Annotated in this window: 24 protein-coding genes; 19 read left to right on the top strand and 5 right to left on the bottom strand. The window is 56.9% G+C overall.

What is annotated here, in order from left to right:
• Entirely contained in the window at nt 1-1,455 is a 1,455-nt protein-coding gene (gene pdxR, locus NHG65_RS18370) for a MocR-like pyridoxine biosynthesis transcription factor PdxR (protein WP_499182520.1), read from the bottom strand.
• A gap of 170 nt (nt 1,456-1,625) precedes the next feature.
• Here pdxR and NHG65_RS18365 point away from each other — a divergent pair, with 170 nt between their 5' ends.
• Nucleotides 1,626-2,621: a DMT family transporter gene (locus tag NHG65_RS18365; RefSeq protein ID WP_207978867.1), complete on the top strand. Its 996-nt coding sequence runs from the start codon at nt 1,626-1,628 to the stop codon at nt 2,619-2,621.
• Nucleotides 2,622-2,859: 238 nt separating this feature from the next.
• On the opposite strand, the gene NHG65_RS18360 is transcribed toward NHG65_RS18365, so the two are convergent.
• From NHG65_RS18360 to NHG65_RS18350, 3 genes are read right to left on the bottom strand one after another with little or no spacing between them, the layout of a single operon-like run.
• Complete coding sequence (locus tag NHG65_RS18360; protein WP_085117845.1) at nt 2,860-4,377, bottom strand: tripartite tricarboxylate transporter permease; 1,518 nt, start codon at nt 4,375-4,377, stop codon at nt 2,860-2,862.
• An 11-nt stretch (nt 4,378-4,388) separates the two neighbouring features.
• A complete protein-coding gene (locus NHG65_RS18355; RefSeq protein ID WP_012146057.1) occupies nt 4,389-4,820 on the bottom strand; it encodes a tripartite tricarboxylate transporter TctB family protein in 432 nt (143 codons plus the stop codon).
• A gap of 13 nt (nt 4,821-4,833) precedes the next feature.
• Nucleotides 4,834-5,814: a Bug family tripartite tricarboxylate transporter substrate binding protein gene (locus NHG65_RS18350; RefSeq protein WP_099061633.1), complete on the bottom strand. Its 981-nt coding sequence runs from the start codon at nt 5,812-5,814 to the stop codon at nt 4,834-4,836.
• A 295-nt stretch (nt 5,815-6,109) separates the two neighbouring features.
• Between NHG65_RS18350 and NHG65_RS18345 the strand changes: the two genes are divergently transcribed.
• The 3 genes from NHG65_RS18345 (at nt 6,110) to NHG65_RS18335 (ending at nt 8,730) form a co-directional block, all read left to right on the top strand.
• Entirely contained in the window at nt 6,110-6,430 is a 321-nt protein-coding gene (locus NHG65_RS18345) for a hypothetical protein (RefSeq protein ID WP_099061632.1), read from the top strand.
• Nucleotides 6,431-6,650: 220 nt separating this feature from the next.
• Nucleotides 6,651-7,325, top strand: a complete 675-nt coding sequence (gene tctD / locus NHG65_RS18340) for a transcriptional regulator TctD (RefSeq protein ID WP_099061631.1) — start codon at nt 6,651-6,653, stop codon at nt 7,323-7,325.
• Entirely contained in the window at nt 7,312-8,730 is a 1,419-nt protein-coding gene (locus NHG65_RS18335) for a sensor histidine kinase (RefSeq protein ID WP_099061630.1), read from the top strand. Before tctD ends, NHG65_RS18335 begins: the two co-directional genes overlap by 14 nt.
• On the opposite strand, the gene NHG65_RS18330 is transcribed toward NHG65_RS18335, so the two are convergent.
• Nucleotides 8,727-9,629, bottom strand: coding sequence for a DMT family transporter (locus NHG65_RS18330; protein ID WP_099061629.1), 903 nt, complete (start codon nt 9,627-9,629; stop codon nt 8,727-8,729). The genes NHG65_RS18335 and NHG65_RS18330 overlap by 4 nt on opposite strands.
• 117 nt (nt 9,630-9,746) lie before the next feature.
• Between NHG65_RS18330 and NHG65_RS18325 the strand changes: the two genes are divergently transcribed.
• The 15 genes from NHG65_RS18325 to hisP all read left to right on the top strand — a co-directional run bounded on the left by NHG65_RS18325 (nt 9,747) and on the right by hisP (nt 24,108).
• Nucleotides 9,747-10,520: an AraC family transcriptional regulator gene (locus NHG65_RS18325; protein WP_099061628.1), complete on the top strand. Its 774-nt coding sequence runs from the start codon at nt 9,747-9,749 to the stop codon at nt 10,518-10,520.
• Between the two features lie 53 nt (nt 10,521-10,573).
• Entirely contained in the window at nt 10,574-11,695 is a 1,122-nt protein-coding gene (gene pdxB, locus NHG65_RS18320; RefSeq protein WP_099061627.1) for a 4-phosphoerythronate dehydrogenase PdxB, read from the top strand.
• A gap of 90 nt (nt 11,696-11,785) precedes the next feature.
• Entirely contained in the window at nt 11,786-12,796 is a 1,011-nt protein-coding gene (locus tag NHG65_RS18315) for an aspartate-semialdehyde dehydrogenase (protein WP_099061626.1), read from the top strand.
• Nucleotides 12,796-13,617: a tRNA pseudouridine(38-40) synthase TruA gene (truA, locus tag NHG65_RS18310; protein ID WP_085117830.1), complete on the top strand. Its 822-nt coding sequence runs from the start codon at nt 12,796-12,798 to the stop codon at nt 13,615-13,617. The genes NHG65_RS18315 and truA overlap by 1 nt, the downstream gene beginning before the upstream one ends.
• A 208-nt stretch (nt 13,618-13,825) precedes the next feature.
• Nucleotides 13,826-14,488, top strand: coding sequence for a DedA family protein (locus NHG65_RS18305; RefSeq protein ID WP_085117828.1), 663 nt, complete (start codon nt 13,826-13,828; stop codon nt 14,486-14,488).
• Between the two features lie 231 nt (nt 14,489-14,719).
• Nucleotides 14,720-15,628 carry an acetyl-CoA carboxylase, carboxyltransferase subunit beta gene (accD, locus tag NHG65_RS18300; RefSeq protein WP_099061625.1) on the top strand — a complete coding sequence of 303 codons (909 nt, stop codon included), beginning with the start codon at nt 14,720-14,722 and terminating at the stop codon, nt 15,626-15,628.
• A gap of 149 nt (nt 15,629-15,777) precedes the next feature.
• A complete protein-coding gene (gene folC, locus NHG65_RS18295; RefSeq protein WP_099061624.1) occupies nt 15,778-17,043 on the top strand; it encodes a bifunctional tetrahydrofolate synthase/dihydrofolate synthase in 1,266 nt (421 codons plus the stop codon).
• Entirely contained in the window at nt 17,044-17,784 is a 741-nt protein-coding gene (gene dedD / locus NHG65_RS18290; protein WP_099061623.1) for a cell division protein DedD, read from the top strand.
• A gap of 232 nt (nt 17,785-18,016) precedes the next feature.
• Nucleotides 18,017-18,517, top strand: coding sequence for a colicin V production protein (cvpA, locus tag NHG65_RS18285; protein WP_012146043.1), 501 nt, complete (start codon nt 18,017-18,019; stop codon nt 18,515-18,517).
• Nucleotides 18,518-18,538: 21 nt separating this feature from the next.
• Nucleotides 18,539-20,056, top strand: a complete 1,518-nt coding sequence (gene purF, locus NHG65_RS18280; protein WP_499182519.1) for an amidophosphoribosyltransferase — start codon at nt 18,539-18,541, stop codon at nt 20,054-20,056.
• 131 nt (nt 20,057-20,187) lie between these two features.
• Nucleotides 20,188-20,760 (top strand): UbiX family flavin prenyltransferase, encoded by a 573-nt coding sequence (locus NHG65_RS18275; protein ID WP_099061621.1) that lies wholly within the window; start codon nt 20,188-20,190, stop codon nt 20,758-20,760.
• A gap of 301 nt (nt 20,761-21,061) precedes the next feature.
• The gene (gene hisJ, locus NHG65_RS18270) at nt 21,062-21,844 is read left to right on the top strand and encodes a histidine ABC transporter substrate-binding protein HisJ (protein WP_099061620.1); all 783 of its coding nucleotides are present in this window, start codon (nt 21,062-21,064) and stop codon (nt 21,842-21,844) included.
• Nucleotides 21,845-21,928: 84 nt separating this feature from the next.
• Nucleotides 21,929-22,615 carry a histidine ABC transporter permease HisQ gene (locus NHG65_RS18265; RefSeq protein WP_099061619.1) on the top strand — a complete coding sequence of 229 codons (687 nt, stop codon included), beginning with the start codon at nt 21,929-21,931 and terminating at the stop codon, nt 22,613-22,615.
• Nucleotides 22,612-23,316: an ABC transporter permease gene (locus NHG65_RS18260; protein ID WP_012146038.1), complete on the top strand. Its 705-nt coding sequence runs from the start codon at nt 22,612-22,614 to the stop codon at nt 23,314-23,316. The genes NHG65_RS18265 and NHG65_RS18260 overlap by 4 nt, the downstream gene beginning before the upstream one ends.
• 18 nt (nt 23,317-23,334) lie before the next feature.
• Nucleotides 23,335-24,108 (top strand): histidine ABC transporter ATP-binding protein HisP, encoded by a 774-nt coding sequence (hisP, locus tag NHG65_RS18255; RefSeq protein ID WP_020827863.1) that lies wholly within the window; start codon nt 23,335-23,337, stop codon nt 24,106-24,108.
• Nucleotides 24,109-24,122: the final 14 nt, after the last annotated feature.

Here is a 24,122-nt window from a genome sequence, read left to right as displayed (position 1 = left end):
TTATGACGCCATCACCTGACTAATCGCCCGGCACAGCCGGGCGATACCTTCCTCAATCAGCAGCGGCGTATTGGCGGCGAAATTCAATCGCAGGCCGTGTGCGCCACGCTGTTCATCGGCATAAAAACATTCTCCGCGCGCAAAAGTCACACCCTGTCGCCAGGCCACCGGCATCAGGGCTTCGGTGTTAACGGTCGCAGGCAGCGTCAGCCAGATAAACAGCCCGCCCTCCGGTGTTTCAAAATGGCAGCCTGGCGGCAGTTGTTGCTGCAAAGCCGCCACCATCACGTCCCGGTGTTGGCGATAGATCCGCCCGGCGCGCCGCAACTGTTTGTCGTAGCGACCTATGGTGACGAAGGCGTCCAGCGCCCGCTGGATCAGGTTGGAACTGGTAAAGCTGTCGACGTGTTTCAGCCGGGCGATGCGCTGATAATGTTCGCTGTCCGCCACCAAATAGCCGATGCGCATACTGGGTAACAGCATTTTGGAAAAAGTGCTGACGTAAATCACCGCACCCGGCTGCGCCAGTGCCCGCAGCGAGGGCAACTGCTTGCCGTTGTAGCGCAGATCGCCGACAAAATCGTCCTCCAGGATCACCACGCCAGCACGCTGGGCCAGTGCCAACAGGCGTCGACGGCGGGCTTCGCTCATGCAGCGTCCGGTGGGATTATGGAAGTTGGGAATGGTGTAAATCAGCTTCGGGCGATGTTTTTCCAGCAGGGCGGGTAGATGTTCAACCAGCATGCCGTGCCGATCGCTGGGGACAGTGACGATATTGATGCGGTGCAGGCGCAGCAGCCCCAGCGCTTCGGCGTAGGTCGGCTGTTCGACGATCACCGTATCGCCCGGCTCCAGCAGGCTTTGCACAATCAGGCTGATGGCGTGCTGCGAACCGTTGGTGATCAGCAATTGTTCTGCATGGGTCGGAATGCCCTGCGCGGTGAGGATCCGCCCCAGCGTATCGCGCAGCGGGTAGTAGCCACAGTATTCGCCATAGCTGAAAGCCTCTTCCGCATGGCGGCTGAGTACTGACAGCAATATCTTGCGGAATTCTTCCTGAGGGAAAACCTTCGGGCTACCGACACCGGCGGCAAAGTTGATGATGTTGTCCGGCAGCGGGATATCGGGGTAGCCATCCAGCCGTGAGGTCAGGGTGGTGAAACGTTCCGTCGGGAAAGCTGTGTCGGTGCTGGGGCGCGGTTGAGCGGGTTGTGGCAGCGGGTGCTGGACATAGGCACCGCTGCCGCGCCGTTGGCGCAAGAAGCCTTTGGCCGCCAGTTCGGCATAGGCGTTATCTACCGTCAACCGGCTGACGGCCAGTTCGCTCGCCAGCGTACGGGTTGAAGGCAGCTTATCGCCATCGACAAACACGCCGCTCAGGATCGCCCGCCGCAGCGCTTCTTCAATTTGCAGATACAGCGGGACGTCCTGCTGGCGGTCTAATGGAATATGCATGCGAAATTGGCTCGGTTAACGGTGATGATTTTTACTATACCCCATAGCAGCAAGCCTTCAAGCGGATAAAAGTGGCCTGTATAACATTGGGGGAAAGTGGCTCTGGCGGCAAAATCGCGCGGCGTTAGAATCTCTGCCTGAGTCTATTACCGCCGTTTTTTGAGGGTGTCATGTCATTACCATCGGGTGTTTCAGCCAGGCCGGTTTTCCCCGGCGCGGGTATTTTACAGGGCAGCAGTCAGGGTTATGTGATTGCCATTATCAGCGCCATGTTGCTGGCTTTTACCGCCATTATTATCCGCGTGCTGACGCAGTATTATCACCTGCCGACCTTTGTGCTGGCCTTTTGGCGAGCGGCGTTGGTGGCGCTGGTTTTATTGCCGGCGCTGTTGCTGTTTAAGCCCGAGTGGGCGCGTTTACGGCGTTCGCAGATCCCCTTTTATGCCTGCTATGGCCTGCTGCTGGCGGTATTCAACAGCCTGTGGACGTTGTCGGTGGCGCTGAACGGCGCGTCGGTGGCGACCATTCTGACTTACTGTTCGGTAGGCTTTACCGTCTTTCTCGGTTGGATGATCTACAGCGAGCGCCTGAACCTGCGTCAGTTGGTGGTGATTGTGGTCAGCCTGGGCGGCTGTTTCCTGGTCAGCAACGGTGACAGCATGGGCAACAGCCATTTTAACCTGCTGGGGCTGCTGGTCGGTATGTTGTCCGGTATCGGTTATACCCTCTACACGCTGGGCGGGCGGGTCGCGACGGAGCGTCATTATCCGGTGTGGAATACCATTTTATATGTGTTCGGCTTCTCGGCCATCTACCAGTGGCTGTTCAACGCCGCGTTGACGTTCTACCCGCTGGCGGCGTTCCACGGCATGACCGGTTCTTTGTGGTTCCTGTCCCACGGGGTTCAGGGCATTGAGTGGCGTGGCTGGCTGTTGTTGCTGACCCTGGCCGCCGGGCCGACGCTGTTGGGGTTTGGTTTGTACAACATCAGTCTGAAAACCTTGCCGCTGGCGGTGGCTAACCTGATTTTGTCGCTGGAGCTGGTGTTTACGGCGGTGATCGCCTATTTCCTGCTGGGGGAAAACATGAATCAGTTGCAGTTGCTGGGCAGTGCGCTGGTGATGGGCGGGGTGCTGATGTTGAAGAGCAAGACGGCGGAGGCGTGATTTGTTACTCAAAAACAATGCCTCAGGCTTTAGGATGTTGTTTCTTGCAGTAGATAAAGGGCGGAAATCACTCACCCTCAGACGGCTGACAAAGCTCGTTATTAGGGAGAGCGTGCCGAAGGGGTCGTAGCAGCTTTAGCTGCCGGAGCGCCCCTCGGTGCGCTAGGCCCGAGTATCTAGGGTTCAAAGACAACTTTGTCATCAAACCAAGGGCGGGGTAAACACCCCGCCCTTTGGCTTACTCGGCCTTGGCCGCTTCCGCCCTTTGGCGGCGTTTGCGTACGATGCGCAGCAGTGGCGGCAGCACCAGCACGGACACCGCCAACACCAGCAAGGTTTGCGCGATGCTGCTGCTCCACAAAATGCCAAACTCCCCGTTGCTGATCGACAGCGCGCGGCGCAGGTTCTGCTCCAGCATCTCCCCTAATACGAAGCCCAAAATCAACGGCGACATTGGGAAGTGCATTTTCCTCAGAATATAGCCAAACACCCCCAGCCCGACCATCAACAGCAGGTCAAAGGTGGTGCTGTGCACTGCATAAACGCCGACCGCAGACACCGCGGCAATCGCCGGGACCAGGAACCACAGCGGAATGGTCAGCATGCGGGTGAACAGGCCGACCAGCGGCAGGTTCATGATCAACAAGATCACGTTGGCAATCAACAATGCGGCGATCAGGCCCCAGACAATATCCGGTTGTTCGGTGAACATCGCCGGGCCAGGCGTGATGTTATACAGCGTCAGCGCGCCCATCATCACCGCCGTGGTACCGGAACCCGGCACGCCCAGCGTCAGCATCGGAATAAACGAGCCGCAGGCTGAGGCGTTATTGGCGGCCTCTGGCGCTGCCACGCCGCGAATATCCCCTTTACCGAAGGTGTCGCTGTTACCGCTGATTTTCTTTTCGGTCATGTAGGTGAGCGCACTGGCGATGGTGGCACCTGCGCCCGGCAGAATGCCGACGAAGAAACCAATCACCGAAGAACGCAAGGTTGGGCCAACGCACTGGGCGGCTTCCTTACGGTTGAACAGCAGGCGGCCGGTTTTGCGCACCAGCTTTTGTCCGCCGCTGGTGCTTTCCAGCATCAACAGGATTTCACTGACCGAGAACAGGCCAATCACCACCACGATGAACTGCACGCCGTCGGAGAGATGAACACTGTCGAAGGTGAAGCGGTAAACTCCGGTGTTGGCATCCACCCCGACCGTCGCCAGCCCCAGGCCAATCAGCGCCGCCAGCAGCGACTTCAGCGGGTTCTGGCTCATCATGCTGCCCAGGCAGGCGATGGCGAACACCATCAGGGCAAAGTACTCCGCCGGGCCGAACGCCAGTGACCAGCGTGCCAGCAGTGGGGCGAACAGGATAATCCCGCCGATGGCGATCATCGAACCGACAAAAGAGCTGACTGCCGAGATCGACAGTGCCACACCGGCACGGCCTTGCTGCGCCATCGGGTAGCCGTCCAGCGCGGTCATGATGGCCGCCGCGTCACCCGGTACGTTAAGCAGTATCGAGGAGATACGACCGCCGTACTCGCAGCCGATATACACCGTCGCCAACAGGATCAGCGCGGACTCGGCCGGCAGTTTGAGGGCGAACGCCAGCGGCAGCAAAATAGCCACGCCGTTGATCGGCCCCAACCCCGGCAGCAGGCCGACAATGGTGCCAACGAAGCAGCCGATCAGGGCAATAATCAGGTTCTGTGGCACCAATGCCACCTCGAACCCTTGAGATAAATACATCCAGGTTTCCATCATCGCCCCCGTTAGCTCAGCCAAACGCCGAGTGGCAGTGTCACATCAAGTAAGCGGTCAAAGGCGTAATACAGCGCCACGCCCATCACCACGCCGGACACCAATGCTGCCTTCAGGCTGGCCTGGAACAGCAGGCCAATGCTGAAGGTCAACAATGTCGTCGCCAGCGGAAAGCCCAGCCACTCGAAGCCCCAGGCGTACAGCACCAGGGTAATCACCAGCACCAGCAGGCGTTGCATGACCTTGTTATGTGGCCATTCAACTACCTGAGGTTTGTTCAGCAGCAGCAGGGCTGCGCACAGCGCCATCAGGCTGAGGATCGCCAGCGGGAAGGGACGTGGCCCCAGGGGCTCGTAACTGTATTCGCTCTGGATACCCCAGCCGATAAACAGGCCGCCGATACACAGCAGCAGCCAGAAACCGGCAAAAATGCGATCGCTCATGGTATGCCCCCGGTTACTTGGCCAGGCCGAAAATTTTGGCCTGTTCGCGGTACTGATTGACCTGGGTTTTCACGTAGGCATCCAGTTCCTTGCCGGCCAGGTTGAATTCAAACAGGCCACGCAGATCGCGCTGTTTTTTGAACTCATCGGTCGCCGCCATTTTCTGGAAGGTGTCGAGCCACCATTGGTATTCCTCTTCACTGACCTTCGGGCCAAGGTAGAAACCGCGGATAACCGGCCAAACCAGATTGAACCCTTGTTCTTTGGCTGTCGGTACATTGGCTAACTGACCCGGCAGACGCTGATCGGCATATACCGCCAGTACGCGGATTTTGTCGCCCTGCAGGTAGGGCACCATTTCGCTCAAATCACCGGAAACTGCCTGAATGTGGTTGCCGAGCAGGGCGGTAACCGGTTCGCCGCCGCCTTCGAATGCCACGTAACGCATCTTGTGAGGATCGATCCCGACCTCACGCGCCAGCAGGGCGGTTTTCATCCAGTCCTGGCTGCCGATAGAGGCACCTGCGCCGAACACCACGCTGTTCGGATCTTTTTGGAAGGCATCCATCAGGTCTTTCAGGGTTTTGTACGGCGAGTCGGCGCGGACCGCGATCATGCCGTAATCAGTACCGACGGCGGCCAGCCATTTCACGTCGTCGACGTTGTAACGGCCAAATTTCCCTTGTGACAGGTTCAGCAATGAGCCGCCGGAGAAGGCGACCACGGTGCCGAATTCCGCCGGACGCTGGGCGACAATGGCGTTATAGGCCACCGCGCCAACGCCGCCGGGCATGTAGGTGACGCGCATCGGTTTATCGATGGCTTTGGTTTCCTGCAGCGAGACCTGAATCAGCTTGCAGGTCAGGTCAAACCCACCGCCGGGCTTGGCAGGGGCGATACATTCGGTACGTTTCGGTGCTTCAATGGCAAAGGCCTGATGGGTTGCCAGCAGCAGGGCGGTAGCGGTCAGAGTGCGGGTGATTATTTTTTTCATTGCTTTCCCCAAGGTATTTTTTCAGTCGGTGTCGATCCCCGCCGATACGGGTTGCTGGATTGTTAAATCAACAACCTTTCATTTACCTTTCAACCCGCGGAAAAGTTTACGGGATGTGATACGCATCTCCTGTTAGGGGCAAAACAGCGGTGTTTACGGGGCGGCCGTTGCGCTAACACATGCCCTGTGATAATTACAGCCCGTAAACCTTGCTTAAAACCTGTGTATTATCAGTTTTGCCGAGGTTTTTTTGAGATAAAATGCCTAAAACTAAAATTATGACGGGTGCGGGATTATGTTTTTATTAGGGAAATTATTCGGTGGCAGGGATAGCGATAAAGTAAGAGCTATTAAAATGTTACCGTCGGCGTATGCCGAGATGTCCGGAGGGGCAGGAGAGTGTCGGCTGAAACGCCTGCGACCGGAGATTGGCGTTTTTGAACTGCATTTTTCTACTGAAAAAGGCGATAAATACGTTTGCCCAATGACGGCCTGTATTACCGGCATTGATATTGTTTTTGCCGCCCATAATCGCTCGGTGCTGGTGTCACCGCCATTCACCCCAACCAAATTGCAGCCGGTGTTGGATATTGCCCTGGCCGAAAGCGGAAAATAATAGCCCGCCCACGGAATAGACGGCTGCGCCGACTGGCCAGCGTTTATTCCGTGTCACAATTGTGCCCCAGCTCCCAAAACTGGCTCGGCATAACCCTTCTATCCCCCGGTCTTACGTGCCATCCTTCGGTTATCAATATGTTAATTAACCACTGACCAGAGCCGGGTCCCTCGGCACCGCATCTGGCCTGTAGGTATAGATAAATCAATGGAATGGAAAAATGCGTCTGTTATTGGTTGAAGACCATCCCGAGTTATCTCACTGGTTGCAAAAGGCGCTGACCGGCGTCGGTTTTGCCGTCGACGTCGCGCCGGACGGGCTGGCGGCCGACCATCTGTTATTAAACGAAACCTATGCGCTGGTGGTGCTCGACGTGGCGTTGCCGCGCCTGAATGGGCTGGAGCTGCTGGCCCGGCTGCGCAAGCGCGGACAGGATTTACCGGTGTTGTTACTGACGGCCAGAACCGACGTCGCCGATCGGGTCAAAGGGCTGAATCTGGGCGCAGACGATTACCTGACCAAGCCGTTCGAGCTGGATGAGCTGGAAGCGCGTATCCGGGCGTTGCTGCGCCGCAGCGTCGGCGTCACTCAACAGGCGCTGCAGTACGGGGCGCTGACCTATCATGATGAAGGCTATTTCCAACTGGACGACAAACCCTTGCAGTTGACGCCACGGGAACTGGCGGTGCTGACCGCGTTGATCCACCGGCGTGGCCGACCGGTTGCCAAACAGCAGCTGTTTGAACAGGTGTTTACCCTGTCCGATGAGGCCAATCCGGAGAGCATCGAACTGTACGTTCATCGGCTGCGGAAAAAGCTGCAGGGCAGCAATGTGGCAATAATCACCCTGCGTGGTCTGGGCTACAGCCTGGAGCTCAGCAATGAGGTGGTTTAACGCGCCGAGATCGCTGTTTTATCAACTGTTGTTATTCTTTGGTTTACCGTTGCTGGTGTTGGGCGGCATCTCGATTTATACCCACTACTTCAGCGCGATGAATGCTGCCACGCTGGCCTACGATCGCACGCTGCTAGCATCGGCGCGTACCGTGGCCGAGCGGCTGGTGGTGCGCAATGGTCGGCTGGAAGCGGATGTACCCTATGTGGTCCTCGACAGCTTCGAGCGCAACATGAACGATCAGCTGTATTACGAAGTGATCTCCCCGCTGGGGGAAAGTATTTCTGGCTATAACGATCTGCCGCCGATGCCGCCCCATATTCTGCGTTCCAGCCTGTATCCAGCGCTGGTGCATTTCTATGATGCCGAATATCGCGGCCGACCTATTCGCGTGGCTGCGCTGTACCAGCCGATCAACGAGTCTGGCGTGATGGGCATGGCGACCATTCTGGTGGCGGAAACGCTGGAGTCACGCCGCTATCTGGCGCGGCAAATGATGCTTTCCGCGTTGCTCAGCCAGGGTACCGTGGTGGTGTTGACCATGATCCTGGCCTTTGCGCTGCTCAAGCGGGTGCTGAAACCGATGCGCAAGCTTTCCGGCATCATGCTGCGGCGCGATCCGGGTGAACTGACGCCCTTGCCGATGGTGTTGCCCTGGTCGGAAATGCAGCCACTGCTATTGGCATTTAACCGTTATATTGAACGGCTGCGGCTGATGGTGGCGCGTCAGGAACGTTTCAGTGCCGACGCTTCGCACCAGCTTCGCACGCCGTTAACCGTGCTAAAGACTCAGGTGGGGGTCGCGCTGGCCAGCGATAAACCGCAGCAGTGGCGGGAAAGCCTGTTAGCGATGAGCGCTACGCTGGATAACACGGTGGCGCTGACCGATCGTCTGCTTTATCTCTCCAGGCTCAAAGCCCATGAACACCAGGCGGATCGCCAGTTGCAGCCGGTGAATCTGGCGCAGGTGCTGCGCGATGCCTGTTTTTCACGACTGCCACAGGCGCGCAGTAAACGTATCGATCTGGGGTATGAGGGGGAATCCGTCTGTTGGGTCGGTGGGGAGGCGTTGCTGCTGACTGAACTGTGTGCCAACCTGCTGGACAATGCGCTGAAATACACCCCGAATCAGGGTACGGTCACGGCACGACTCACCATGGATACGTTGGCACGGGAGTGCGTGCTGGAAATTGAAGACAGCGGCCCAGGCATTGCCGAACAGGACACGGCGCAGGCGCTGCAGCCGTTTCATCGGCTGGATAACGTGGGCAATCAGCCCGGTGCCGGCCTGGGGCTGGCGCTGGTCAGCGACATTACCCGTTATCACGGCACCCGCCCGGAGCTGTTGACCTCGGCCACCCTGGGAGGCCTGCTGGTGCGGGTGCGCTTTCAACTGCTGCCTTAGCTTTCACACTCTGCGGTTTGTTTTGCCTTGCGTGCCAGCGGCGTGCGCAGGCGCTGCGACAGGATCACCCCCAGCAGGGTGATGCCGCCGCCGATCAAATGGTAACTGTGCAGATGTTCATGCAGGAACAGCACCGCAATGATAGCGGTAAATACCGGTGCCAGATTCATAAAGATCGACGCGGTATTGGCACCCAGACGCATTACGCCGTGGATCCACAGGTAAGGTGCAATGATCGAGGCCGGGATACCGGCGAACAGCACCAGCGGGATATTCTGGCTGGTCAGCGCGACGTCCTGCGCCATCAGAAAATTAGGCAACAGCAACACTACGCCGAAGACGATCTGTACATACAATGACTGCCAATTTGGCAGGGCGATCGCCCAGCGCTTGGTCAGCACGCCATACAGCGCATAGGCGGCGGTGGCGGCAAACATCATCAACTCGCCTTTGCCGATTCCATGTTGCAACAATTCGGCCGGGTTACCGGCGCTCACCAGCCAGATTAAGCCAGCCAGCGACAACAGGCTGCCGATCGCAATGCCCACCGTCGGTGCTACCCGCAATAACACAATACTGATCAGAATGGTCAGTAACGGGATCAGGGAAACAATAATCCCCATAAACAGCGCGCTGACGCTCTGTGCCGCGTAATAGGCCAGGCTCTGATACAGCACCATGCCCAACATGCCGAGAACCAGCAGCTTCCACCAGTTGGCGCGTATTGCCCCCCAGTGACGGATCACCCCTGGCAGGACGAAAGGCGTCAGAGCGATCAACGCCAGCAGCCAGCGGTAGAAGGAGATGGCTGCCGGATCGATGGCGGTGGCGGAGAGCTTGCTGACCACGGCATTGATTGACCAAATCAACACCGCCAGCAGAGGGAACAGCATATTCATGATAATTATTCTCATTAACAACGGACATGCTGGCTAGTTTACTCGTGTCCGGTTTATTATATATAGCGATATCCAGACAATATTTTCCCTAAACAAGACAAGTCACGGGGCGAAACCATGCCAGAAATTCGTCATTATCCCGAAGCGCTGATCCCGGCGCCACGGCCGGTGCAATTCCGCTGCGAGGAGTTCAACGCCCGTACGGAGTTTCAGCCACACCAGCACAGTTGGGGGCAGTTGATGTGGGTCAAGGCCGGTGTGATGGTGCTGCGCATCGGCGGCCAGCGTTTTTTGGCTCCGCCGGAGTTTGTGCTGTGGGCACCGGCGGGCATTGAACACTCCTGTTATAACCAGCGTTTGGCGCAGTGCCGCATGGTCGATATTGCGTTGCCGCTGTGCGCCGGGCTGCCGGTTGACCCCTGTTTGATCAGCGTAACGCCGATTTTCCGCGCCATTGCCGAAGATTTTTACGCACGCAAACAATACATCCCTCAGAGCAAACAGGATTTGCGCCTGTGCCGGGCGCTGATCGACCAACTGCATCTGTCGCCGATTCAGCAAACCTACTTGCCGTCGTCCGAAGACAAATTCCTGGCACCGGTGCTGGAGGCGCTGGAGCACTGCCCTTCGGACAACACGTCGCTCGCCGCCTGGGCTGCCCGGGTTTATACCACCGAACGTACGCTGTCGCGCCGTTGCCAGCAGGATCTGGGGATGTCATTCAGCGAATGGCGCCAGCGGTTGCGTTTCCTGCATGCCGTATCCTTACTGGAACAGGGCAAAACCGTGCAGGAAGTGGCGCTCGAGGTAGGGTATAGCTCGGCCTCGGCGTTTATTGTCATGTTTCAGCAAATCGCCGGTACCACCCCCGAGCGCTTTCGCCGGGCATGATTCGGTGGCACACTATTTCCCAGCGAAATAGCCGTAAACCGTCGGAGCAATAAGTGAAAATCCTGGTTGATGAAAATATGCCGTACGCGACTGAATTGTTCAGTCGTTTGGGGAATGTGCAGGCGGTGCCTGGCCGTCCGATCCCGAGTGATGCGCTGGCTGATGCCGATGCTTTGATGGTGCGTTCAGTGACGAAAGTCAATGAAGCGCTGCTGGCCGGTACCCGTATTGGCTTTGTCGGCACCGCCACCGCTGGGACCGACCACGTAGACGATGCCTGGCTGCAACAGCAGGGCATCGGTTTTTCTGCGGCACCGGGCTGTAATGCCATTGCGGTGGTGGAATATGTGTTCTCCGCGCTGATGCTGCTGGCCGAACGTGATGGTTTTCAACTGCGGGATAAAACCGTCGGCATTATCGGCGTGGGCAACGTAGGCTCGCGTCTGGATGCCCGCCTGAAAGCCCTGGGGGTGCGCACCTTGTTATGCGATCCACCGCGTGCCGAACGTGGTGATGCCGGTGAGTTCTGGCCGCTGGAAAAACTGGTGGCGGAAGCCGACGTGTTGACCTTCCATACGCCGCTGAATAAATCCGGCCCTTATAACTCGCTGCACCTGGTGGGCGCTGAACTGCTGGCGGCACTGCCGGACAATCGTATTCTGATCAACGCCTGCCGCGGTGCGGTGGTGGATAATGCTGCGCTGCTGCAGGCGCTGGAAAAAGGCAAAAAGCTGAGTACGGTGCTGGACGTCTGGGAACCGGAACCGGAGCTCTCGCTACCGTTGCTGGCGCGGGTGGATATCGGCACCGCGCATATTGCCGGTTACACGCTGGAAGGCAAGGCACGCGGCACCACTCAGGTGTTTGAAGCCTTCAGCCGCCACCTGGGGCAGCCGCAACAGATCGAGCTGGCCTCGCTGCTGCCGGTACCCGAATTCAGCCAGATCCAGCTCAATGGGCCGCTGGATGAAGGCAAATTAAAACGATTGATGCACTTGGTGTATGATGTGCGCCGCGATGATGCGCCGCTGCGCAAAGTGGCCGGGCAACCGGGCGAATTTGATCGTCTGCGCAAGCATTATCAGGAACGCCGCGAGTGGTCTTCATTGCGCGTCCAGTGCGATGACAGCGCCAGTGCGGAGCTGCTGCACAAGCTGGGTTTCCTGACGGCATAAGGCTTTCTTAAGCCACAGCGACTAATTTTGTTATCAGGGCGGTGCAGTAGCCGCCCATCTGCATTTGAATAAATACTCTGGAGAAACCCAATGTCTGACGGCTGGAATATCGCTCTGCTTGGCGCCACTGGCGCGGTAGGTGAAGCGTTGCTGGAATTATTACAGGAACGCCAGTTCCCGGTGGGCGAACTCTATCCCTTGGCAAGTGTTCGTGGTGCCGGTGCTACGGTGCGCTTCAATGGCAAATCGGTACTGGTACAAAAAGCGGAAGAATTTGACTGGTCACAGGCGCAGTTGGCGTTCTTCGTCGCCGGTACCGAGGCCTCGGCCCGCTACGCGGAAGAAGCCGGCAACATGGGCTGCCTGGTGATCGACACCAGCGGCCTGTTTGCGCTGGAGCCGGACGTGCCGCTGGTGGTCCCTGGGGTGAACCCGCAGGTGCTGGCAGATTACCGTAACCGCAATATCGTTGCCGTGGCCGACAGCATGGTCAGCCAACTGCTGACCGCGATCAAACCTCTGACCGAGCAGGCCGGGCTTTCCCGTCTGCACGTTACTACCCTGATGTCGGTATCGGCACGCGGCAAAGTGGCGGTCGACGATCTGGCCGGCCAAAGTGCACGCCTGTTGAACGGCATTCCGGCTGAAGCGGGCGTTTTCGCCAAGCAGTTGGCATTCAACCTGTTGCCGTTGCTGGCTGATGAACAGGGCAGCGTGCGCGAGGAACGTTTGATTGTCGATCAGGTACGTAAAGTGCTGCAGGACGAAGGGTTGCCGATTTCCGTGAGCTGTGTGCAGTCGCCGGTATTCTACGGCCATGCGCAGGTGGTTCATCTGGAAGCGCTGCGCCCAATGTCTGCGGAAGAAGCACGCGGTGAACTGGAGCAGGTGGACGATATCCAACTGAGTGAAGAAGACGACTACCCGACCCAGGTGACGGAAGCCTCCGGCAGCGATGTGTTAAGCGTCGGCTGCCTGCGCAATGACTACGGCATTCCGGAGATCCTGCAGTTCTGGTCGGTCGCTGATAACGTACGCTTTGGCGGCGCGTTAATGGCGATCGAAACTGCCGAACGTCTGGTGCAGGAGCAGATGTACTGATGTCTGAAGTTGTCTTGCCCACCCAGCCGACCTTAAAAATCGCGCTGGGGATTGAATATGACGGCAGCCATTATTACGGCTGGCAGCGTCAGCAGGAAGTGGCCAGCGTGCAGGCCTGTCTGGAACAGGCGTTGAGCAAGGTGGCCAATGCGCCGATCAACGTGCTGTGCGCCGGACGTACCGACGCCGGGGTGCATGCTACCGGCCAGGTGGTACATTTTGAAACCACCGCGCAGCGCAAGGACGCCGCCTGGACGATGGGGGTCAACACCCATTTGCCGCCGGATATCGCCGTGCGCTGGGTGACCGGCGTGGCTGAAGATTTTCATGCGCGTTTCAGTGCTACTGCACGCCGCTATCGCTACATTATTTATAACCACCGCTACCGCCCGGCGGTATTACAGCAGGGGATGACCCATTTTTATCACCCGCTGGATGCCGAACGGATGGAAAGGGCGGCTCAGGCGCTGCTGGGCGAGAACGACTTTACTTCGTTCCGCGCCGTACAATGCCAGTCGCGCACGCCCTGGCGTAATGTAAAACACGTTAAGGTTACGCGCTACGGCGAGTATCTTGTGGTAGATATCAAGGCGAATGCCTTTGTACATCATATGGTTCGCAACATTGTCGGTAGCCTGATGGAAATTGGCTGCGGCAATCAGGATGAGAACTGGATGGCCGAGTTGTTGGCACTGAAGGATCGAAATCTGGCTGCGGCGACGGCGCGGGCCGACGGGTTATACCTGGTTAGCGTCGATTACCCTGAGCACTTTGCCATACCCCGGCCGGCAATGGGGCCACTGTTTTTACCCGACAATTAAACAAATGTGCCCTATGAATTTCAAGCTGCAGCTAGGCGCCCAGCTCACTCATCCCCAGGCGCTTACTTGAGTAAGTAACTGGGGTGAGTGAGTGCAGGTAACAACGCTGCAGCTTGAAAGGCGACGGGTATAAACACTGGCGCGCTTGACGCGTTACTCCCTTGTGTACCTGCCGGGTGGGTGAGACACCCGGTAAAAGAGAGAACCTATGGACATTATCAAGTTTGTGATTGATTTTATTCTGCATATTGACGTGCATCTGGCCGAACTGGTGGCGCAATACGGTATGTGGGTGTACGCGATTCTGTTCCTGATCCTGTTTTGTGAAACCGGGCTGGTGGTGACGCCTTTCCTGCCGGGCGATTCTCTGCTGTTTGTTGCCGGTGCGCTGGCGGCATTGCCGACCAACGATCTGAATGTGCACACCATGGTTGCGTTGATGATAGGTGCGGCGATACTCGGGGATGCGGTCAACTACACCATAGGTCGGCTGTTTGGGGAAAAGCTGTTCAGTAACCCGAATTCGAAAATTTTCCGCCGCAGCTACCTGGATAAAACCCACCAGTTTTATGAAAAACACGGTGGAAAAACGATTATCCTGGCGCGATTTGTGCCGATCGTGCGTACTTTTGCGCCGTTTGTTGCCGGTATGGGGCATATGTCCTATCGCCATTTTGCTGCCTACAACGTGATTGGTGCTCTGGTTTGGGTGCTGCTCTTCACTTATGCTGGCTACCTCTTTGGCGATCTGCCGATCGTGCAGGAAAACCTGAAACTGTTGATCGTGGGTATCATCATTGTTTCAATTCTGCCGGGGGTCATTGAAATTTGGCGCCATAAGCGCGCGGCTGCCCGCCAGCAAAAACAGTAAAAACATCGCTTAACCTGTCGGTTCGACCAGTTTTTTGTCCACAGAGTCGGGCCGATATGGTTTAATGAGCGACATTTATGGTCTGTTCCTGTTAACAACCTTGAAACCTGTGCCTTGCTCGCGCGCATGCCGCGTTTTGCCCAGGCATTTTTCATTGGTGTGTTTTCGGGGGGATTGTTAAAGCATGAACAGCGGACTGGCGTCTGCCAGGTTCAAACAGAAAGGTCATCGATGAGCTGGATTGAACGAATTCTTAACAAGAGCAATATCACCCAAACCCGTAAGGCGAGTATTCCTGAAGGGGTCTGGACCAAATGCGATAGCTGCGGTCAGGTTCTCTACCGCGCCGAGCTGGAGCGTAATCTGGAAGTGTGCCCGAAATGCGACCACCACATGCGCATGACTGCGCGTATGCGTCTGCATACCCTGCTGGATGAAGGCAGTGAAGTGGAACTGGGCAGCGAACTGGAGCCGAAAGACGTTCTGAAGTTCAAGGATTCCAAAAAGTATAAAGATCGCCTGGTTGCCGCACAGAAAGCGACCGGTGAAAAAGACGCGCTGGTCGTGATGAAGGGCACGCTGTACGGCATGCCGATTGTCGCGGCTTCGTTTGAATTTGCCTTTATCGGTGGTTCCATGTCGTCCGTGGTCGGTGCGCGCTTTGTGCGTGCGGTTGAGCAGGCGATGGAAGATAACTGCCCGCTGGTGTGTTTCTCAGCCAGTGGCGGTGCCCGTATGCAGGAAGCGCTGATGTCGCTGATGCAGATGGCGAAGACCAGCGCAGCGCTGGCGAAACTGCAGGAACGCGGTCTGCCGTACATTTCGGTATTGACCGATCCGACCATGGGTGGTGTTTCTGCCAGTCTGGCGATGCTGGGCGATATCAATATCGCCGAGCCGAAAGCGCTGATCGGTTTTGCCGGTCCACGCGTTATCGAACAGACGGTACGTGAAAAGCTGCCGCCGGGCTTCCAGCGCAGTGAGTTCCTGATTGAAAAAGGCGCGATCGACATGATTGTACGCCGTCCGGAAATGCGCCAGACCCTGGCGAGTATCCTTTCCAAGCTGACCAACCAGCCGCAGCCGCATTTCGATGAAGCCGCGCCGGTGTCTGAGCAGGAAAATCAGGCCGACGCCTGAGGCAATAAGTGACCCACACCGCTATCAGTCGGTGTGGGTTCAGCCGCCATTTTGTGGCTAAATGACGGCTGAAAACGGAGAGCATCGCCTTTACCGCGGTGAGGGTGGTGCCCGATGGATTAATGAACCCAAGTTCAGTGACGGGACTCATGCAAAACCACCAAATTCCCCAAGCCACGTCGCCATTGAGCTCGTGGCTTTTTTATCTGGAACGTCTGCACAGCCAGGCGATCGAACTCGGCCTGGAACGCGTACAGCGCGTTGCGGCGCATCTTGATTTACTCACTCCTGCACCGACGGTATTTACCGTTGCCGGTACCAACGGCAAAGGCACCACCTGTCGCACCCTGGAAACCATCCTGTTGGCGGCCGGTTTGCGCGTTGGCGTCTACAGCTCGCCGCACCTGGTGCGTTATACCGAACGGGTACGCATTCAGGGCGATGAACTGAGCGAGGCCGAGCATTGCCGTTCGTTCGCCGCTATTGAGGCGGGCCGGGGTGAAACTTCTTTGACCTACTTCGAATTCGGCACCCTGTCGGCGCTGCAACTGTTTAAACAGGCTAAGCTTGACGTGGTGATCCTGGAAGTCGGACTCGGTGGACGCCTGGACGCGACCAATATCGTCGATCCGAGCGTGGCGGTGGTGACCAGCATCGCGCTGGATCATACCGACTGGCTGGGCAACGATCGCGAAAGCATTGGCCGCGAAAAGGCCGGTATCTTCCGTAGCGGCAAGCCGGCGGTGGTAGGTGAACCTGATATGCCGGCCACCATTGGGCAGGTAGCGGAAACCCTGGGTGCCCAACTGTACCGCCGTGGCGATGCCTGGACCTTCAGTGAACAGGGCGAACGCTGGCAGTGGCAAGGCGGCGGCACTTTGCTGACCGACCTGCCGATGCCAAACGTCCCCTTGGCCAACGCTGCGACCGCGCTGGCAGCGCTGCATTTTTCTGCATTGGAAATTGATGAGCGGGCGATCTTCACCGGGCTGCAGCAAGCGACATTGCCTGGGCGCTTCCAGATTGTACGGCGTGAGCCGACGCTGATCCTCGACGTGGCGCATAACCCTCACGCGGCAGGCTATCTGGCCGGGCGTCTGGCGACTTTGCCGCGCAAGGGTGGCAAGGTGCGTGCGGTGGTAGGGATGTTGTCGGATAAAGACATCGCCGGCACCCTGGCCTGTTTGAGTGAGCAGGTCGATGAGTGGTATTGCGCACCGCTGGACGGGCCGCGCGGGGCCAGCGTTGAACTGTTGGCGCAATATTTGACGGAACCGCGGCAGTTTGCCGATGTCGAAACTGCCTGGCGTCAGGCTATGCAGGACGCAGATATTCAGGATATTGTGATCGTCTGTGGATCGTTCCACACCGTTGCACAGGTTATGGCGGCGTTAGACGAGATGCGGGGAGTGTGAGTGGCAAGTAAATTTCAAAACCGATTGGTCGGTACCGTTATTTTGGTCGCGCTGGGGGTGATTATCCTGCCAGGGCTGCTGGACGGTAAAAAGAAGCATTATGAGGACGAATTCGCCGCCATTCCATTGGTGCCAAAGGCCGGTGATGTGGAAGAAAACGACGTGCTGCCACCGGTAAGCCAACCGCTACCGGCACAGCCGCCGGAAGGGGCGGGCGCGTTGGTTGAGCAGCAGGCGGCCAATGAGGCCGCAGCGCAGCAGGCAGTTCGCCAGCCGACGCAGCAGCCGACGTTGGTTACGCCGCCGGTCGAAACCCGTCCACAGCCGACACCACAGCCGACGCCACAGCCAAAACCGAAACCGGTAGAGGTGAAGCCAAAACCGGTGCAGCAGCCGAAGCCGGTAGAAGTGAAGCCGGTAGTGAAACCTGAGCCAACGCCAGTACCCAAGCCTGAGCCTGCACCTGTGCAGAAACCGGCGGAAGAGAAAGCGCCGGCGGGGCAGGCTTATGTGGTGCAGCTCGGCGCGCTGAAGAACGCCGCCAAGGTCAATGAGGTGGTGGCATCGCTCAGGCTGTCCGGCTATCGCGCCTTTACCGTGCCGTCAACGCCGGTACAGGGGCAGATCACCCGGATTTATGTCGGTCCGGACGCCTCGAAACAGAAGCTGCAGTCTTCGCTGTCCGCGCTGAACTCGATCAGTGGTTTGAGCGGTCAGGTGAAGCCGTACGGCGTACGTTAAGATGAGGGGGCACAGCATGCTGTGCCCCTGAAACGATGGATGCCGATATAATCATTAAAAATAATGTGCCTTTCGTAGCTGAAATGGCCTATGTAGGCGCGGCGATTGGGAATTTTTTTATCGCCGTTTTTTATTTGTAACGTGGTAGGAAAACCCCTACGCAAACGTTTACGTTTTCTGTTAGAATTCGCCGCGAAATGGATGCAGGGGCGATTCATCATTGGAATAGTTCATGGTCTGGATTGATTACGTCATTATAGCGGTGATTGGATTTTCGGCTCTGGTGAGCCTGATCCGAGGGTTTGTTCGCGAAGCATTGTCACTTGTGACATGGGGATGTGCGTTTTTTGTTGCCAGCCATTTTTACTCTTACCTTGCAGTCTACTTCACTCGTTTTGAAGATGAACTGGTGCGAAACGGCATCGCGATTGCCATCTTGTTTATCGCGACCCTGATCGTAGGCGCTATTGTTAACTATGTGATTAGCTCACTGGTAGAGAAAACCGGGTTATCAGGCACCGACCGGGTGCTGGGCGTCTGTTTCGGCGCACTGCGCGGCGTGTTGATCGTTTCGGCGATACTGTTTTTCCTGGATACCTTTACCGGCTTTTCACAAAGTACCGACTGGAAACAGTCGCAGCTGATCCCCCAGTTCAGTTACATCATCAGGTGGTTCTTTGACTACCTGCAGAGCACGTCGAGTTTCTTGCCGACCCATTTACCGGGGCGGTAGCGCTGATGAGGAAAAGACAACATGTGCGGTATTGTCGGTATCGCCGGTTTTATGCCGGTAAACCAGTCGATTTATGATGCGTTGATGGTGCTTCAGCACCGTGGCCAGGATGCCGCAGGCATCGTCACCATAGATGCCCATAATGGGTTCCGTCTGCGTAAAGCCAACGGTCTGGTGAAGGATGTGTTTGAGGCACGCCATATGCAGCGCTTGCAGGGCAACATGGGTATTGGCCATGTGCGCTACCCGACGGCTGGCAGCTCCAGTGCCTCAGAGGCTCAACCCTTCTATGTCAACTCGCCGTTCGGCCTTACGCTGGCCCACAACGGTAACCTGACCAACGCCCATGAGCTGCGCCAAAAGCTGTTTGAAAGCGGCCGCCGCCATATCAACACCACCTCCGATTCCGAGATCCTGCTGAACGTACTGGCCAGTGAGCTGGACCGTTTCCAACATTTTCCGCTGGAGTCCGACAACATTTTCACCGCCGTTGCCGCCATGCATCAGCAACTGCGTGGCGCATACGCCTGCGTAGCGATGATCATCGGCCACGGTCTGCTGGCGTTCCGTGACCCTAACGGTATCCGCCCGCTGGTGATTGGCAAACGCACGCTGGAAGATGGCCGTAACGAGTATATGGTGGCTTCCGAGAGCGTGGCACTGGACACGCTGGGCTTCGAATTCCTGCGCGACGTGGCGCCGGGCGAAGCGGTGTACATCACCGATAAAGGCCAACTGTTCACTCGCCAGTGTGCAGAGAACCCGAAAACCAACCCGTGCCTGTTCGAATACGTCTACTTTGCTCGTCCAGACTCCTTTATGGACAAGATTTCGGTCTACAGCGCCCGTGTGCGTATGGGGCAGAAGTTGGGTGAGAAGATTGCCCGTGAGTGGGAAGATTTGGACATCGACGTGGTGATCCCCATCCCGGAAACCTCCTGCGATATCGCGTTGGAAATTGCGCGTATCCTGGATAAGCCGTATCGTCAGGGCTTTGTGAAGAACCGCTATGTCGGCCGTACCTTCATCATGCCGGGCCAGCAGGCGCGCCGTAAGTCGGTACGCCGCAAGTTGAACGCCAACCGTGCCGAGTTCCGCGACAAGAATGTGCTGCTGGTGGATGATTCCATCGTGCGCGGTACCACTTCCGAGCAGATCGTAGAGATGGCGCGTGACGCCGGGGCGAAACGCGTTTATCTGGCTTCCGCTGCGCCGGAGATCCGTTTCCCTAACGTGTACGGCATCGACATGCCGAGCGCCAATGAACTGATTGCCCACGGCCGTGAAGTGGATGAAATCCGCCAGATCATCGGTGCCGACGGCTTGATCTTCCAGGACCTGGACGATCTGATCGAAGCGGTGCGCGAAGAGAACCCGGATATCAGCCAGTTCGAATGCTCGGTATTTAACGGTATCTACGTCACCAAAGACGTCGACCAGAGCTACCTCGAGTATCTGGAATCGCTGCGCAATGACGACGCCAAAGAAATGCGTGGGCAGACCGAAGCGGAAAATCTGGAAATGCACAACGAAGGCTAAGCCTTGGCCTTGACCAAAACAGTGCACCGTGGCGCTCGCTGCGGTGCATTATCCCTCCCTGACTTGCTTATGTAGCCCCATTGCGGCAAAGTCTGCCTGATCCCATTTTTTCCTTGGCAGAGGCCAGCTTTATGAAACGACTCATCATCGGTATTTCCGGCGCCAGCGGCGCAATCTACGGCGTGCGCCTGTTACAGGTATTGCGCGACGTCGCAGAGGTGGAAACCCATTTGGTGATGAGTAACGCGGCCCGGCAAACTCTGGCGCTGGAAACCGATCTCAGCCTGCGTGAAGTGCAGGCGCTGGCCGATGTGGTGCATGACTCACGCGACATTGGTGCCAGTATTTCTTCCGGTTCGTTCAAAACGGCCGGGATGGTGATTTTACCTTGCTCGATCAAAACATTATCGGGTATCGCCAATAGCTACAGTGACGGTCTGCTGACGCGGGCTGCCGATGTGGTGCTGAAAGAGCGTCGTCGGTTAGTGCTGTGCGTACGTGAAACCCCGTTGCATATCGGCCATCTGCGCCTGATGACTCAGGTGGCGGAAATGGGAGCGGTGATCATGCCGCCCGTGCCGGCGTTTTATCATCGCCCTGAAAGCGTAGAAGATATCATCGATCAAACCGTTAACCGGGTGGTCGATCAGTTTGACATTGAATTACCGCAAGATTTATTTGCCCGCTGGCAAGGCACGAATTAACAAATTTTTCCCCAATTTGGTACATTTGTGCAACACCGCACTGAATTAGGGCGGCGCATGCACCATAATGATCCCACTTCATCACGCTCACTGTTTCAAGGCTCTGGTATTTCTCCATTGCCCGTGGCGCGGCCAACACTGGCCGATTTAATTTTGCGGTTATCGTCCCAGGAAACAGTTTTGTGAAGGCCGGAGCCGTTCCCTCCGCCTACAGCAACAAATGTGGCACGATTACTGCAAATTGATTTGGTGGAAAAGTAATGCCCGCAGTGGCATCAAAAAATCAATTTGAGGGTAATTTATGAAAAAGCTGGTTAAGGTTCTCCCTTTAGTCTTGGCTTTAGCAGCAGCAAGCAGCGCATTTGCCGCGGTACCATCGACGCTGAAGATAGGTACCGATCCGACCTATGCACCATTTGAATCCAAAAATGCCAAAGGTGAGCTGGTCGGTTTTGATATCGATCTGGCCAAAGAGCTGTGTAAACGCATAAATACCCAATGTACCTTTGTGGAAAGCGATTTTGACGCGCTGATCCCGTCCCTGAAGGCGAAGAAAATTGACGCCATCATCTCTTCTCTGTCGATCACCGAAAAACGCCAGCAGGAAATAGCCTTTACCGACAAGCTGTACGCCGCTAACGCCCGTCTGATTGCACCGAAAGGCTCCAAGCTGCTGCCAACCGTGGACGCGCTGAAAGGCAAGAGCGTCGGCGTGTTGCAGGGCACCACCCAGGAAGCCTATGCCAACGCCATGTGGCAGCCTAAGGGCATCACCGTTGTGCCTTATCAGAACCAGGATCTGGTGTATGCCGACTTGGCATCCGGCCGTATCGATGCCGCCTTCCAGGACGAAGTGGCGGGCAGCGATGGCTTCCTGAAACAGCCTCCAGGCAAGGATTATGCTTTTGCCGGTGAGTCGGTGAAGGATGACAAATTCTTCGGCGTGGGTACCGGCATGGGCCTGCGCAAGACCGATACCGAGCTGAAAGCGGCGCTGGATAAAGCCTTTGCTGAAATGCGCAAAGACGGCACTTACGACAAGTTCGCGAAGAAATACTTCGATTTTGACGTCTACGGCGGTTAATGCCGCAACCGTTCCGTGTTGTGACTTCGGGGCTGGCTCGCCGGCCCCGATGGTTCGGGATCCAATGACGACAGGGTGAAGTAAATGCTGCAAGGCTATTCCCAATTGATATTTGAGGGCGCTCTGGTGACGCTGGAGCTGGCCCTCAGTTCTGTACTGCTGGCGCTGGTGATCGGTTTGATCGGTGCCGGTGGCAAGCTTTCCCAAAATCGCCTGCTTTCAACGCTGTTTGGCGCCTATACCACGCTGATCCGCGGCGTGCCTGACCTGGTGCTGATGCTGTTGATTTTCTACGGCCTGCAAATTGCGCTCAACAACCTCACCGAACTGCTTGGCTTCTCGCAAATCGATATTGATCCGCTCAGCGCCGGGATCATTACCCTCGGGTTTATCTACGGTGCCTATTTCACTGAAACCTTCCGCGGTGCCTATATGGCCGTGCCGAAGGGGCAGATCGAGGCGGCAACCGCCTATGGCTTCACCGGTTCGCAGATTTTCCGCCGCATTCTGTTTCCCGCGATGATGCGTTTTGCCCTGCCGGGCATTGGCAACAACTGGCAGGTGATCCTGAAGGCGACGGCGCTGGTATCTATTCTGGGCCTGAATGACGTGGTGAAAGCCACTCAATTGGCCGGTAAAGGTACCTATCAGCCGTTCTTCTTTGCGATCGTCGCCGGGGTGGTTTATCTGATTTTCACTACTCTCTCCAATGGCGTATTGCTGTGGCTTGAACGGCGTTATTCCCTGGGCGTCCGGAGGGCTGAGCTATGATCGAAATTTTGCAACAGTACTGGCAATCGCTGCTGTGGAGTGACGGCTACCGTTTTACCGGTGTCGCCGTCACCTTATGGCTGCTGATTTCCTCGGTGGTGATGGGCGGCTTACTGGCGATCCCAATGGCGGTGGCGCGCGTTTCTTCCATCACCTGGGTGCGTTTCCCGGTCTGGCTCTACACCTATATTTTCCGCGGCACGCCGCTGTATGTGCAACTGCTGGTGTTCTACTCCGGTATGTACAGCCTGGAAATCGTCCGTGGGACGGACTTCCTCAATGCCTTCTTCCGCAGCGGGCTTAACTGCACCATTTTGGCGCTGACGCTGAACACCTGTGCCTATACCACCGAGATCTTCGCCGGGGCGATCCGCTCGGTGTCGCACGGTGAAATCGAGGCGGCCAATGCCTATGGCTTCTCACGCTTCAAAATGTACCGCTGCATCATTTTGCCTTCTGCGCTGCGCACCGCACTGCCGGCCTACAGCAACGAAGTGATCCTGATGCTGCATTCCACCGCACTGGCGTTTACCGCTACCGTGCCGGACTTGTTGAAGATAGCGCGAGATATCAATGCGGCGACCTACCAGCCGTTCTATGCCTTTGGCATTGCGGCGGTGCTGTATCTGATCATCTCTTACGGGTTAATCAGCCTGTTCCGCAAGGCGGAAAAGCGCTGGATGGCACACGTTAATCACTGATAATGACGGGAACCTACTATGTCTGAGAATAAATTAGCCGTCACCGAACTGCATAAACGCTATGGCGAACACGAAGTGCTGAAAGGCGTCTCGCTGGCGGCCAACGCAGGGGATGTGATTAGCATCATCGGGTCTTCCGGTTCTGGTAAAAGTACCTTTTTACGCTGCATTAACTTCCTGGAGAAGCCGAGTGAAGGCTCCATCAGCCTGAACAACGAAGATATCCGCATGGTGCGTGACAAGGACGGCCAACTGAAGGTCTTCGACAAGAAACAGCTGCAGCTGCTGCGTACCCGCCTGACTATGGTGTTCCAGCATTTTAACCTGTGGAGCCACATGACGGTGCTGGAGAACGTGATGGAGGCGCCGGTACAGGTGCTGGGGCTGAGCAAGACCGAAGCGCGTGAGCGCGCGATACGTTATCTGGATAAGGTGGGTATCGACGAGCGGGCTCGCGGCAAATACCCGGTGCATCTGTCTGGCGGCCAGCAACAGCGTGTGTCTATCGCGCGCGCCCTGGCGATGGAACCGGAAGTTTTACTGTTCGATGAGCCGACGTCGGCGTTGGATCCGGAGTTGGTGGGGGAAGTCCTGCGCATCATGCAGAAGCTGGCGGAAGAGGGCAAAACCATGGTGGTGGTAACCCACGAAATGGAGTTTGCGCGTCATGTTTCCAGCCACGTTATCTTCCTGCACAAAGGGCTGATCGAAGAGCAGGGGCCACCGGCCGAGCTGTTTGGCAATCCGAAAAGTCCTCGCCTGCAGCAGTTCCTGTCCGGCGCGTTAAAATAGTGACCTGCCGGGGT

It is taken from the genome of Serratia myotis (assembly GCF_027474885.1).
Lineage (GTDB): Bacteria > Pseudomonadota > Gammaproteobacteria > Enterobacterales > Enterobacteriaceae > Serratia > Serratia proteamaculans.
Note: the sequence above shows the minus strand (reverse complement) of the source record. Positions and strands in the feature narration are given on the sequence as shown.

Bases quoted from the DNA above. Each gene is read 5' to 3' on its own strand.
- pdxR (WP_499182520.1), bottom strand. From the start codon at position 1,455: ATGCATATTCCATTAGACCGCCAGCAGGACGTCCCGCTGTATCTGCAA.
- NHG65_RS18365 (WP_207978867.1), top strand. From the start codon at position 1,626: ATGTCATTACCATCGGGTGTTTCAGCCAGGCCGGTTTTCCCCGGCGCG.
- NHG65_RS18360 (WP_085117845.1), bottom strand. From the start codon at position 4,377: ATGGAAACCTGGATGTATTTATCTCAAGGGTTCGAGGTGGCATTGGTG.
- NHG65_RS18355 (WP_012146057.1), bottom strand. From the start codon at position 4,820: ATGAGCGATCGCATTTTTGCCGGTTTCTGGCTGCTGCTGTGTATCGGC.
- NHG65_RS18350 (WP_099061633.1), bottom strand. From the start codon at position 5,814: ATGAAAAAAATAATCACCCGCACTCTGACCGCTACCGCCCTGCTGCTG.
- NHG65_RS18345 (WP_099061632.1), top strand. From the start codon at position 6,110: ATGTTTTTATTAGGGAAATTATTCGGTGGCAGGGATAGCGATAAAGTA.
- tctD (WP_099061631.1), top strand. From the start codon at position 6,651: ATGCGTCTGTTATTGGTTGAAGACCATCCCGAGTTATCTCACTGGTTG.
- NHG65_RS18335 (WP_099061630.1), top strand. From the start codon at position 7,312: ATGAGGTGGTTTAACGCGCCGAGATCGCTGTTTTATCAACTGTTGTTA.
- NHG65_RS18330 (WP_099061629.1), bottom strand. From the start codon at position 9,629: ATGAATATGCTGTTCCCTCTGCTGGCGGTGTTGATTTGGTCAATCAAT.
- NHG65_RS18325 (WP_099061628.1), top strand. From the start codon at position 9,747: ATGCCAGAAATTCGTCATTATCCCGAAGCGCTGATCCCGGCGCCACGG.
- NHG65_RS18315 (WP_099061626.1), top strand. From the start codon at position 11,786: ATGTCTGACGGCTGGAATATCGCTCTGCTTGGCGCCACTGGCGCGGTA.
- truA (WP_085117830.1), top strand. From the start codon at position 12,796: ATGTCTGAAGTTGTCTTGCCCACCCAGCCGACCTTAAAAATCGCGCTG.
- NHG65_RS18305 (WP_085117828.1), top strand. From the start codon at position 13,826: ATGGACATTATCAAGTTTGTGATTGATTTTATTCTGCATATTGACGTG.
- accD (WP_099061625.1), top strand. From the start codon at position 14,720: ATGAGCTGGATTGAACGAATTCTTAACAAGAGCAATATCACCCAAACC.
- folC (WP_099061624.1), top strand. From the start codon at position 15,778: ATGCAAAACCACCAAATTCCCCAAGCCACGTCGCCATTGAGCTCGTGG.
- cvpA (WP_012146043.1), top strand. From the start codon at position 18,017: ATGGTCTGGATTGATTACGTCATTATAGCGGTGATTGGATTTTCGGCT.
- purF (WP_499182519.1), top strand. From the start codon at position 18,539: ATGTGCGGTATTGTCGGTATCGCCGGTTTTATGCCGGTAAACCAGTCG.
- NHG65_RS18275 (WP_099061621.1), top strand. From the start codon at position 20,188: ATGAAACGACTCATCATCGGTATTTCCGGCGCCAGCGGCGCAATCTAC.
- hisJ (WP_099061620.1), top strand. From the start codon at position 21,062: ATGAAAAAGCTGGTTAAGGTTCTCCCTTTAGTCTTGGCTTTAGCAGCA.
- NHG65_RS18265 (WP_099061619.1), top strand. From the start codon at position 21,929: ATGCTGCAAGGCTATTCCCAATTGATATTTGAGGGCGCTCTGGTGACG.
- NHG65_RS18260 (WP_012146038.1), top strand. From the start codon at position 22,612: ATGATCGAAATTTTGCAACAGTACTGGCAATCGCTGCTGTGGAGTGAC.
- hisP (WP_020827863.1), top strand. From the start codon at position 23,335: ATGTCTGAGAATAAATTAGCCGTCACCGAACTGCATAAACGCTATGGC.